Raw genomic sequence first — 11815 nt, 5'->3', positions numbered from 1 at the left:
AAAACACGCTACTTGTTCTTATATGAATAAGTAGCGTGTTTTCATTTCCATTACAAATATTATTTCAACAGACTATACTCTATTTCCATTTCTAACATTACTATGTTTTTTAGCATATACAAAATATATGAAAACACCTATTATAATCCATGCCACAAAACTAATTAAAGTAAGCTTAGAAAGGTTCAAAGCTAAATATATACAACTTACTATTGAAACGATAGGTAAAAAAGGTACTAGGGGCGCACGGAATGGCCTCTTCATATTAGGATGTGTCTTTCTTAATACAATGACAGCTATAGATACAAACACAAATGCTGTTATCGTTCCCATATTCACTAAATTAGCTAATAAATTCAAATCCACTAATCCCGCTAATAAAGCTGCTAGTATACCTGTAACCCACGTATTAAAAAATGGAGTTTGTAAACGTTTATGCACACTTGAAAGTCTTTTTGGTAACAATCCATCTCGACTCATCGAGTAAGATACACGAACAAATGCAAACATAGCTACTAACAGAACTGTTGTTAGCCCTGCTATTGCTCCCACCGATAACAATCCAGCAATTCTATCTTCTCCTACCGTGCGCAACGCATATGCAACCGGATCCGCAACATTTAATTCCGTAAACGGAACCATTCCAGTTAACACGAATGAAACACCTACATATAGAACGGTACAAATGAATAAGGAAACAAGTAACCCAATTGGCACGTTACGTTGTGGGCGCTTCACTTCCTCTGCGGCTGTTGCAACTGCATCAAATCCTAAAAAAGCAAAAAATACAGTAGCAGCGCCTCCTACCACACCGTGAAGACCAAACGGTAGAAATGGTTGCCAATTCTCTGGCTTTACATATTGTGTTCCTACAACAATAAATCCTACAATAACAGCCAACTTAATAATAACCATTATATTATTTATTCGTGCACTTTCTTTTGCACCACGACTTAATAAAAATGTAACAACTAAAATAATAAGAACTGCTGGTAAATCAATAATTCCACCCTTCCCCATACCAGGTGCCGAAGCAAAAATTGTAGGAATGTGAATATTAAATCCTAGTAGCAATGACTGAAAATACGCTGACCATCCTGCCGCTACCGCAGAAGTCGCTAATAAGTACTCCAACATAACGCACCAACCGACGATAAATGCAAAAATCTCACCTAGTGTCATATATGTATATGAATATACACTTCCCGAAACTGGAACTGTAGATGCAAATTCAGCATAACAGAAAGCTACGCACGCACATACAATCGACGCTAATATAAACGATAATACAATCGCTGGGCCAGCATGTTTCGCCGCTACAATACCTGTTAATACGAAAATTCCTGTACCAATAATTGCTCCAATCCCTAAAAGAGTTAGGTCAATGGCACCTAAAGTTTGATTCAATACTTTTTTCTTTTCTTCATCCATTGTTTTCTTTATTAAAAGACTCATTCATTGAAACCTCTTTTTCAAATTTATCTCTTACTTATTACAATCTTTATTACTGTTCTGTTTAGAAAATAAAAATATACATGATCCACTCCCCATGAACTAAATAATTTAGCAAAAGACAGAATAATCAATCTCTTTTAACTGTAGTGAATTTTAAAACAATCCATTCAGCAACACACCACTAAGAACGCTGAATGAATTTATCATATAATTAATTATATTGTCAACAATAAAATTAATTAAACAAGAACGGTTAATTATGTATCAAATGGTATTTTTAAACGTAATTATTTTCTCAAAAACATTGTTATTTCCTATCTTTATATTTATACTTACTTTTTCATATCGATTTTTATACATTTTTTCATTAGATAGAATTTAAGCAACGTCATCATACCCTTAACTAAATTGTTATTTTTAAATAACAATTTAGTTAAGGGTATGCAATCATTTTAAAGCTAATAAAAAAGCGCAGATTTTCATCTGCACTTTTTTTATTCTTCCACTTCAGCTTCTGCACTACTATTTTTAAGTTGTTCCTTCTGAGCCTCTTCTTGTAACTCAGCTGAAATCATCCCATAATAAATTTCCGGATATAATCCAAATATTTGATATACACTTCCTAAAAACGGCATCGGAATCCCTCTTTTCTAAAGTTGTATTGCCATTTTTAAGGATTCCCTTTTCATTCATTATACATTCGTTTTTGGCGTTTCTTCTTCATCATGAACACTTAATAAATTTTGCCACTTTTTATAAGGAGCACTATTTGGATCTACATAGCCTTTCGCGTACGAACGATCCCACAATTGTTTAATAAACATTTCTTTCTCTTTCTTTGCAACCATATCGGCACCTGTACCGTAATAATTTTGGAAATATAACTCAATTTCATCAAGGAATAATCTTAATAATTCATCAGAAGTTTCTTCTAACGTTGGGTCATATTTCGCTTCACGGTCATACATTAAAATCATATCTAAAATATTATGGACATGCTCTTTACGAAGCCATCTAATATCTTGAGCACCTAATACAAATGGATGTGTATATAAATGTCCACCCTGTATCATCGCCTTTTCTTGTTCTTCTTCAAATCTAGATAAGATGTTTTCATAAATGAACGGATTATGAAGCAACGCTCTGTGCAATTTGTAACTTTCGCTTGAAATATTTTTCCCCATCGACTGAATTAAGAAACTACGTCCAACGCCGTTATATTGATACACGAACTGGCCATCAACAGCAACTAAACTAATCCAGCGATATATATACGCGTATAGAAGAGCGCGATTACATTTATCGTAATCTAATTTCGTTTGCGTTGCATTTAAGTCTGGCATGAAGGCTGGTAAGTGCCAATACTTATCTAAATGCGGCGTTAAACTAGATTTTTTACTATTCAACTTGTTCACACGACGATAGTATGACTGAAAATAATCACCTTTATCATTCATAAATCCATTTGCAATATGTCCCGACGAAAGCTTAGGAAAGTCTTGCAGCGATAAACCATAATGTGCTCGGTAACAGATTACTTCAAAGGGCGAAAAGGCTTCATGTACTGTATCCTTTTCCTTAAACATTTCTTGAATTAATTCCTCTTGCAGTTCTTTCTTTAAAGATGGATGTATACCCCAGTATTGTAATTCCCTATGATGGGAAACTTTCGGCACAAATGGGCTAGCTAAATGGAAGAGGTCTTCAATTTTTTCACGGACGTATTCATCACGATCACGCTTCTTATAATCCGCTTCTTTTCGTAACGCCTCAACGATATTCAGCTCTAATTTATCACGATAGCGTATTTGTAATTCATCGTAGCAATAACTTAATATGTGCTCACGATAAAAGTCTTCTACTTTTTTCGATTGAATCTCTTCTGTTTTCGCATCTCGGCAATATTCCCCGTATAGACTCATATAAATTTCCGCAGATATATCTTTTGGTAATACACCTAAATTTAAATGTTGCTGCATATCTTGCCATATCTTTTCTTGCAGCTTCTCTTCAGCTAATACGTATACATTCGTTGGGTTTGTTTTCCCTTCAAATTCCTTGCTTCGTTTTTGAATTTCAAACAGTAAGTTTTCACGTGTTTCATGTAAATTATCAAAAAATCTTTCCCAGTATTGAATCATTTTGTTAACTGCTTGATATAGCGATTGATACACGAGTTCTAATAGCATTTCTTTACGATACTCGTTTAATTTGTGTACGTACTGCGTTACAATATCTTCAAATTCTTTTTTAAATAAACGTTGCTGATTATTAATCATTTTTCCAAACCAGCCTTGTTGCTGCGCGATTTCTACTCGGCGCACAGCTGTTACCGTTCCATCAATATTACTTACATTAAATTTCTTATCGTAGTTTTGAATTAAATTACGCTTTTGTTCATTATTTTCATGTAGTCGATTCATTTTTTCTACTAACTGCTTTCGAATTTCATACAACACAAAACGAGCTGATACTGGATGAACAGGATCTGTTTTCTTTAAAAACCATGTATTTAATTGATAGGACTGCCCCTCAGAACCATTTGGTGAAAAACGGTCCGATTCAATCATGTCATACAATAGTGTCGTTACATGTTCATGTACACGGCTTGGAATCGCATACGCATATAAACGAACCGCATGATCCACCCTTGCTACTTCACCTTTCATTTGCTCCATCATTTTCAGCTTCGCAGCCGAAATTTTACACTCATGCTGCAGACGATTTAATTCCTCGTCTTTTTGCACCGTACGCTGGACATAACTTTCTACAGCTTCTAAAAACAGTTTAGATTTTGCAACACCGACCTTGCCACCCTCTGCTCCTTCACGCGTTTCATTGTACATTTGTCGATAGAAAATATGAGCTTGTTCTGGACGAGTAGCAAGATGTTCTAAGTCTTCTAAATAACTTTTCCCGCGCTCTGGCTTTTCACGCTGCATCCCACGTTTTACATCTTGGTCATATCTTTGCTTCTTCTCTTGAAACAATTGATCTAAATGAAGCCACGATTCATCTAAACCTTGCACGGCCCATTTTAAAGCGCAATATTTTAACACGTGCTCATATGGATAAATAATCTTTGCCGTTCCTGCCCCGCAATATCGCCCTTTCCCGCTTGATTCTGCTAATTGCTGAATTTGATTATCTTCCTGCGCAAAATGATTTGCAGACATCGGACTAAATAACTGTAAATAAATCGTATTTGCCATTTGCTCCATATAATCTGATAAATTATGCAGATGGTGTCCATGTAAATTTTCGTAATCGTATAAGAAACAATAATTGTACGGTAAATGGTGTTGTTTAATCGTATGATTTGTTCTTCCGTCTTCATCTACTTGATCAGGTCGATATTCTAATTCAATCGTCACTCCGCCACGTTTTGATAATTCTCCAGTAGAACCGAGTGTAATGGCATGTAATTCTTTTAACGATGCATAACCATTTGCTTGCACCGTTTCAAACTCTTTCGCACTAACCGTTCTCGTCTTCACTAACACATCCGGCATTAGAAACGCACCACGTATTAAAATGTTATGATGCTGCAGTTTTTTTCGAAGCATTTCACGTAAATATAATGCAATTTGCAGAAACATCCCTGAACCTGTTCCGCCCGCTAGTGATGTTACGATAATGACACGCACACCATATTCCGTTTGATCACTTGTAACCGGAAAAATCTTCTCAATTTCTTGCCAAAAGGACGTCAATTTATCTTCTTTCATCGCAGCACGTAACGCTAAACGGGAAATGACACGTAACTGCCCTGCCCCTTCTGTCAGTGGCTTATCAAGTATAGTCGGGTCCATTGGAAACCACTCTGGAATCGTTGGATCTCCCGCAATATACTCTCTTGGTGTTTTACTCGAACTCGTTTGTGTTTTAAACTTTCGAATATGATCAAATTTACTTAATGTATTCACATCTGTATCAAATACATGCATTGCTACCTTTTTTCGGCGTTCCTCAGGTAACCTTTCATATATTTGATGTGTCACAGTACTACCGATTCCACCTAAACCAATTAATATCGTTGGAACTTGTAACGTCATGTGAACCACCTTCCTATTCTTGCTTGTTTGAAAAGAAGAGGGAAAGCTAAAATCCCCCTCTTTGCACTATCTCCTATTCACACTCGTACCTGTAAATCTCTTTACCATACCCTCTATCAATTACTAAAAGTTCATTTGGATACAGCGTCTTATGTTCCCTTCCAACCTCATCCTCTGTTATAAACATCCCATCAATAATCATTCCTACTACTTGTGACTCTTTCGCTACCAATATCGATTTCGATCCTTTCTTTGCTATAAATGTAACGGATTGTACAGTCTTTCTTTCTGCTCTAAATGGAATGCCAAAATAGTGCTTCCACCATTTATTTTTAAGTAACTCTGGCTCAGATTGATATAACCAATCTTTCGCTACCTCTTGATCCCATTCGTAATACAATAGTGCTTTCCGGTGAAATCTTGGACGGACAATCCATCCTAAAACGATTATTCCCACTATTAACAGTAATAAAGTGATAGGAATAACAAACTTAAAGATAAGCGCATACTTTTCATAAAACGGTGCATTTTGAATATGGAGTGCTATGTTTTTCTTTACTTCTTGTAATTTTGAATCCTGCACTACGATGGTAGCTTCTACGGTGCCAGTATCTGTAAAATTGAATGTGTCGGAGTAATGAGGTCGAGGATAAATATAAATTTGATTACCATGTTGTTTTATTTCATAGTTGATTGATTGTTTAGATGTGACACCAGTAGATTTTAATAGTTTTTTTACAGCCTCTTCTGTCATCGGCTTATCATCTAACTGTGGTTGTATAATAAATGGTTTACTATTCTCTAAATTCGTTACTTTTTCTTCATAATCTTTCGTGACAGTTTGAAGTGATAATTCAGGCTTTTTCGTTGTTTCGATTTTAAATTCTTTCGTCTGTCTGTAAAATCCCTTTATGTTCATATGAACTTTCCCGCGTACTAATCCTTTAGTAAGCTTCGTTTCGTAATAAAACACATGTCTTTTATCGTCCCACTTCATCACATATTGCTTTCCGTCTATTTCTACTTCTGCCTGAAAGTAAGAAGACTGAACTGGCAACTCAGTAGGTTTTGCTTCAATAACAGCTGTCACACCTTCATACATTTCCTCAACATTTTTTCTATCCTGATCCTCTTTGTCATAAGTAGAAACAGTATAATTAAGCGCCGGTTCGACTAGTACTTGTAATCCTTCTTTCTCAATATCCTGGTCCACTTCTATCGTATAAGTTCCTGGTTTAATAACTTCCTCATTTTCCGTACTTATATGAACTATATTTCCGAATAATTTCGCTTCTCCTGGTGCATGTATGGAAAAAGAAGATTGTAATTGTAATGGTTTAGAAATTTGTGTGACCTGATAATTAGACAAAGAAGGCGATTGTCGTACAAGCGTCATACGCTTTAATGGAAATGGTGTTGTAATCTCTACTTTTTTCCCTACTACTTTCGTTTTTACAATCGATTCAACAGAGGAAAACGGATCGCGATTTGCAACTAATGCTGCCACTTGATTGACGCTTTTTACAATACCATCCTCTCCACTAGATGGCATCGTAACTCCATTTATCTCTTTCTTCCATATTTCTTTAAACGTATTGAGTTGCGCCTTCTCTTGTTGCCCTAAATCCTCTTCCATCGTAATTAAAATTGGATGTAACGATATCTTTTTTACATCCATTTCTTTCTTAAACTGTGCTAACTTCTGTGTAATTTGTTCTTTTCCACCAACCTTATCTTTCTCTAAATCATTAAATGCCCCGTCAGTTAAGACAATAAGCCAAAATTCACGTTTTCCATCTATATCGGCTTCCTTTTTTATAGATTGCATCGCCGTTTCTACTGCGCTAAACGGAGTATTTAAATACGTTTTCCATGCTCCAATTCCCTCAATTTCCGTTTGTCTCTTATCCTTCGTTAACGAAATGTTTAATGGATCATTTGGCTTGCTCATTGGAACGTAAGAAAATTTATCTTTTTCATCTAATAGCGCAACTAAACTTTGCAAAGCGTAATTGGCATATTTCCAGCGATCGTTATTTCTCATGCTGCCCGAATCATCATATACAAGTGAAACGACCCTTTCCTTTGCCTCCTCTCCTTTTGCAAAAGTCCAAAAAGGATGTAACCAAATAAATAGAAACAACATGAATGTGGCACAAATTCGAATTTTCATGATGAGGCTTCGCCACCTTTGTAGACAAATTCCTATGTTTAAATTTATGAGAGGAAACAAGATATATGACTTGTATTTTAGGACAACTAACACACTATAACTTTATTATGTAAACAGTTATATACGCTGAATATTATTCCTTCTAGCGTTTTCTATCCGATAATACAAGTAAAAAAGCCTGTTTAAGCTCTACACTTAATACAGACTTTTCCTACTTTTTATTTTAAAAACACTTAACAAAAAGTTTGATTTTTGACTTAACACATCACTTCTATTGTAAATCCACCAGGTGCTTCAACGTAAAACGTATACGCATGTGCACGTTTAGGAGGTTCGACCAAAAATCCATCCTCCTTCAATCTTTGATTCATCTTATTTACTTGTTCTTCGCTTTCTTGAGGAAACCCTACATGAAATGTTTGCGGATAATGTACGTCTTTCCCTTTCATTAACGTTAATATAAACCCATCATTATCACGCATAACCGCAAAGCCATTTCCCCTTGTTCCGCTACAAGTTAAGCCAAAATACTTTTCTAAAAACTCTCTCGCAGCTACTACATCTGCAACTGTTAAATTAAGATGTTTAATTCCCAACCGATCACCTTCTTTCTTAATTTTCTAACATTTTATCATAAAAATAAAAAACACGCCTTTCACAGCGTGTTTCATTGCTTCACATACACTTCAACAATCGGATTATCTTTATGATCCGCATGCAAGCGTATATTCTCCTCACTCGCGCTATAAATACTAGCTAATAACATAATCGTTAACAAATTAGGAGTCTTTGCATCACTCCCGTATTTCCTTTCAAGCGCTTCCTTATATTCATAATCCAAATCCCCCTGCACATATGTATACACTTCAAAACCATCTTCTAAATTACAAACTACTGTATCAATAATATCTGCCCCTACTTGCTTCTTCATTTCCTCTCGCAACGCTTCAATAAATTCTTCCCACGGTACTTCGTATGTCTGAAACTGATCTGTAGATTTCATTGCCTTTTCCTCCTTGCTATATCCTCTTCCTATATTTCCCCTTTCCTATAACAATTATGATAGATAGGGCATTCGTACAAGCCGCACTTGTCCCCTTTACATATCGTATTACTGTAATGGGGAAGGAGGAAAGAACATGCATAGACAAAAATGTTATGATACATGCCAACGTTATTTCGGTAAAGTCGTTCGCATTGAAGATCGTGATGGCCGCATTCATTTAGGGAAAATAATTGATGTGACAAATAGCTCTGTATGGATTGAACCAGTGCAACAGCGCTCATCTTTTGACACTGGATTCGGATACTACGACGCATATGCAAACGGTGGTTGTGATCTTTGCGGCGGCCTTAGCAGATGTGATAGTTGCGGATTTGGTTGCGGTGGTGGTTGCGGCGGTGGTTTTAGTAGCTGTGGATGTGGCGGTCGTGGTTGTGGTGGTTGCGGCGGCTGGGGCGACGGCGGTTGGGGTGTTGAACTCGGATTTGGTTTCATTTTCGGAATTACTTTAGCTGCATTATTTTTCATTTAACATAGTAAAGAGTTGACTACCTTTAGCCAACTCTTTTGCTTTATTTTTCACATATAAATATGCGGTGTCCTAAAACATGTTGATACATAAGCCTTACACTTTCATGCTGTACCCACGCATCATATAATTCATTTGGAATATATGATGATACATTCCATTCCGGCTCTTCTATATAGCCAGAGATCGTTTCCGCAATTGTACCACCACCAGCAATTGTAACCCGCTTAAAGTTTGCTTTCTGAAATAATTGTACCCACTCAATCTCAGTTAATAATTCTTTCATCCCATATAACCTGGAAATCGTTTCTTCTTCACTCTTCTCAATGTGTCTATCAATAATCATTTCAATCACAACAAGCTTTCCGTCCTTCTGTAATACACGATAACACTCCGAGATAACCCTTTCTTTCTCTGTAAAAGCGAGTATCGATTCTCCGAGTACGAACTCAAATGAGTCATACAAACAAGGTAATTGCTCTGCATTTCCTTCAATTAATTGAATGTCTAATCCTTCAAATGACCATCTATCTTTCGCCTTTTGAATCATAATTTCATTCTTTTCAACTGCTGTTACTTTATAACCACATTCTTTTGTCATATACGCCGCTGTTTTCCCTGTGCCGCAACCTATCTCAAGGACATTCGCCCCCTGTCTAAAAGGCAATTGTGCTAACAATTGTTTTGTTAACGTAAAACCACCAGGATGGGCACTTCCTATTCCGTAATAAGCTAGGAAATCGATGTAAGTATTTCGTTTCATAGAATTCTCCTTTAAATTTTCTATAATACATATATTCACCCATCAATAAATAGTGCACATAAAAAAGCATTTCCAAGTGCAATACCGCAACTTGAAAATGCTTTTATCTTTTTTATTTCTCTTCTACATACGCCCATTTAAAGCTATATTCCGGACTAATATTATGTTTCACAATTCCCTTTATATTTGGTTTCATTACATATGATCGAGCATTTTGATATAAAGGGACAAGCGCTACATCATCTTCAAGTAATATTTTTTCAGCCTTTCCTAACTCTGTCCAACGTTTTTTTGCATCAGCCATCCATTCTGTCTTACTTTTAGTAATAATGTCATCATATTTTGAATTTGAGTAGCTCATCTGGTTCTGAGAGTTTGTCGTTTCAAACATATCAAGATACGTCATTGGATCCGCATAATCTGGATTCCAGCCACCATATGAAAAATCATAATCTTGGTCTGATTCTAATTTCAACTTTTGCTTAAATGGTTGCAGTTTAATATTTACTGTCACGCCTTTTAGGTTTTTTTCAACTTGATCTTTTACATACTCCCCAACTTTTTTCGCATTACCAGTATCATAATTTAACAGTTCAATTGTCACTTGATCTTTTCCAAGTTCTTTTTTCGCTTCTTCCCAAGCTGCCGCTGCCTTTTTGGAATCTTGTTTTAAACCATTCTTGAACGTTTCTGCGAAATCTTTACCGTCTGGTCCACTCGCCAAACCTTTTGCTACTAAATAGTCCACTGGTTTTGAACCATCATTTAAAATAACATTCGTTAAAGCTTTCTTATCAATTGATAATGCAATTGCTTCACGTAATTTTTTACTCTTTAACGGTGTATCTTGCCCACCACGCTTTTGATTTAGACGTAAGTAGAACGTACTTGTTTCCGAATATGCCCCAAACTCTTCTTTATTATTTCTATACTTATCAACAAATTCTCCTGATAAAAGGGCGAAATCAATCGCTCCTGTATCGTATAAATTTACTCTAGTAGCTGGTTCTTTTACTACGCTATAGTTAATTTCTTCTAGTTTGACAGTCTTTTTATCCCAATACTGCTCATTTTTCTTTAATTTCCAGCCTTGCTCATGTTTCCAATCAGTAAGAACGAACGGTCCGTTATATACTGTTGTATCAGACTCTAAACCAAATTTATTCCCTTTTTCTTTTACAAACTTTTCATTTAATGGATAGTATGACGCAAATGCCATTAAGTTTAAGAAATACGGTACCGGTCTTTCTAGTTCCACTTCAAGCGTATAATCATCTACCGCTTTTACACCTAATGTAGCAACTTCTGCTTTCCCTTGATTAATCGCTTCTGCATTTTTCAGATAGTAAGCAATAAATGCATACTCAGCAGCTGTTTTTGGATCTACTAGACGTTGCCATGCAAATACGAAATCTTTCGCTGTTACAGCATCACCGTTTGACCATTTTGCATCTTTCCGTAATTTGAATGTATATTTTTTACCATCCTCACTTTTTGTGCTAGATTCTGCTACAGCTGGGATTGGCTTATTATCTTTATCAAGGCGATATAAACCTTCCATTGTATTCCCTAAAATTTGTGAGCCAAGTGTATCTGTATTTTTGGAAGTATCCATCGTCGGAATTTCATTCGTTTCTGTACGATTTAACACTTGCTTTGCCGCATATTTAATATCAGATTTCTTCTCTTCTCCACCATTATTAGATGTCGTTGTCGTTTTCTTCTCCCCACCAGAAGATCCAGAACACGCTGTTAACGCCATACTCATCGCTAAAACTGGCGCTACAACCGCCGTAAACTTTTTCATCTTTTTCTTCATTCTTGTACCCTCCCCAAT

At 36.1% G+C, this 11815-nt stretch carries 9 protein-coding genes; 1 reads left to right on the top strand and 8 read right to left on the bottom strand.

Annotated elements, in window-relative coordinates:
* Positions 1-72 precede the first annotated feature (72 nt).
* The 6 genes from QCI44_RS10045 to QCI44_RS10020 all read right to left on the bottom strand — a co-directional run bounded on the left by QCI44_RS10045 (position 73) and on the right by QCI44_RS10020 (position 8686).
* Positions 73-1455 carry an APC family permease gene (locus QCI44_RS10045; RefSeq protein WP_016086849.1) on the bottom strand — a complete coding sequence of 461 codons (1383 nt, stop codon included), beginning with the start codon at positions 1453-1455 and terminating at the stop codon, positions 73-75.
* Between the two features lie 494 nt (positions 1456-1949).
* Positions 1950-2090, bottom strand: coding sequence for a hypothetical protein (locus QCI44_RS10040; protein WP_016086848.1), 141 nt, complete (start codon positions 2088-2090; stop codon positions 1950-1952).
* A gap of 57 nt (positions 2091-2147) precedes the next feature.
* Positions 2148-5510, bottom strand: coding sequence for a tubulin-like doman-containing protein (locus QCI44_RS10035; protein ID WP_353811101.1), 3363 nt, complete (start codon positions 5508-5510; stop codon positions 2148-2150).
* Between the two features lie 73 nt (positions 5511-5583).
* Positions 5584-7683: a vWA domain-containing protein gene (locus tag QCI44_RS10030; protein WP_016135124.1), complete on the bottom strand. Its 2100-nt coding sequence runs from the start codon at positions 7681-7683 to the stop codon at positions 5584-5586.
* A gap of 257 nt (positions 7684-7940) precedes the next feature.
* Positions 7941-8279 (bottom strand): VOC family protein, encoded by a 339-nt coding sequence (locus QCI44_RS10025; RefSeq protein WP_016135125.1) that lies wholly within the window; start codon positions 8277-8279, stop codon positions 7941-7943.
* A 71-nt stretch (positions 8280-8350) separates the two neighbouring features.
* A complete protein-coding gene (locus tag QCI44_RS10020) occupies positions 8351-8686 on the bottom strand; it encodes a hypothetical protein (RefSeq protein ID WP_016086844.1) in 336 nt (111 codons plus the stop codon).
* 136 nt (positions 8687-8822) lie between these two features.
* Here QCI44_RS10020 and QCI44_RS10015 point away from each other — a divergent pair, with 136 nt between their 5' ends.
* On the top strand, positions 8823-9218 hold the full coding sequence (locus QCI44_RS10015; RefSeq protein ID WP_016086843.1) for a hypothetical protein: 396 nt from the start codon (positions 8823-8825) through the stop codon (positions 9216-9218).
* Between the two features lie 40 nt (positions 9219-9258).
* Here QCI44_RS10015 and QCI44_RS10010 read toward each other — a convergent pair whose 3' ends face one another.
* Positions 9259-9978: a class I SAM-dependent methyltransferase gene (locus tag QCI44_RS10010; RefSeq protein WP_016086842.1), complete on the bottom strand. Its 720-nt coding sequence runs from the start codon at positions 9976-9978 to the stop codon at positions 9259-9261.
* A 112-nt stretch (positions 9979-10090) separates the two neighbouring features.
* On the bottom strand, positions 10091-11797 hold the full coding sequence (locus tag QCI44_RS10005; RefSeq protein ID WP_016086841.1) for a peptide ABC transporter substrate-binding protein: 1707 nt from the start codon (positions 11795-11797) through the stop codon (positions 10091-10093).
* Between the last annotated feature and the right edge of the window lie 18 nt (positions 11798-11815).

Source organism: Bacillus cereus group sp. RP37 (assembly GCF_040459695.1).
In the GTDB taxonomy this organism is placed as follows: Bacteria; Bacillota; Bacilli; order Bacillales; family Bacillaceae_G; genus Bacillus_A.
The sequence above is the reverse complement of the archived record's forward strand: the minus strand, read 5'-3'. Positions and strand labels throughout refer to the sequence as shown.

Excerpts from the sequence above, each read along its gene's own strand:
- QCI44_RS10045 (WP_016086849.1), bottom strand. The coding sequence starts at position 1,455 with ATGAGTCTTTTAATAAAGAAAACAATGGATGAAGAAAAGAAAAAAGTA.
- QCI44_RS10040 (WP_016086848.1), bottom strand. The coding sequence starts at position 2,090 with ATGCCGTTTTTAGGAAGTGTATATCAAATATTTGGATTATATCCGGAA.
- QCI44_RS10035 (WP_353811101.1), bottom strand. The coding sequence starts at position 5,510 with ATGACGTTACAAGTTCCAACGATATTAATTGGTTTAGGTGGAATCGGT.
- QCI44_RS10030 (WP_016135124.1), bottom strand. The coding sequence starts at position 7,683 with ATGAAAATTCGAATTTGTGCCACATTCATGTTGTTTCTATTTATTTGG.
- QCI44_RS10020 (WP_016086844.1), bottom strand. The coding sequence starts at position 8,686 with ATGAAATCTACAGATCAGTTTCAGACATACGAAGTACCGTGGGAAGAA.
- QCI44_RS10015 (WP_016086843.1), top strand. The coding sequence starts at position 8,823 with ATGCATAGACAAAAATGTTATGATACATGCCAACGTTATTTCGGTAAA.
- QCI44_RS10010 (WP_016086842.1), bottom strand. The coding sequence starts at position 9,978 with ATGAAACGAAATACTTACATCGATTTCCTAGCTTATTACGGAATAGGA.
- QCI44_RS10005 (WP_016086841.1), bottom strand. The coding sequence starts at position 11,797 with ATGAAGAAAAAGATGAAAAAGTTTACGGCGGTTGTAGCGCCAGTTTTA.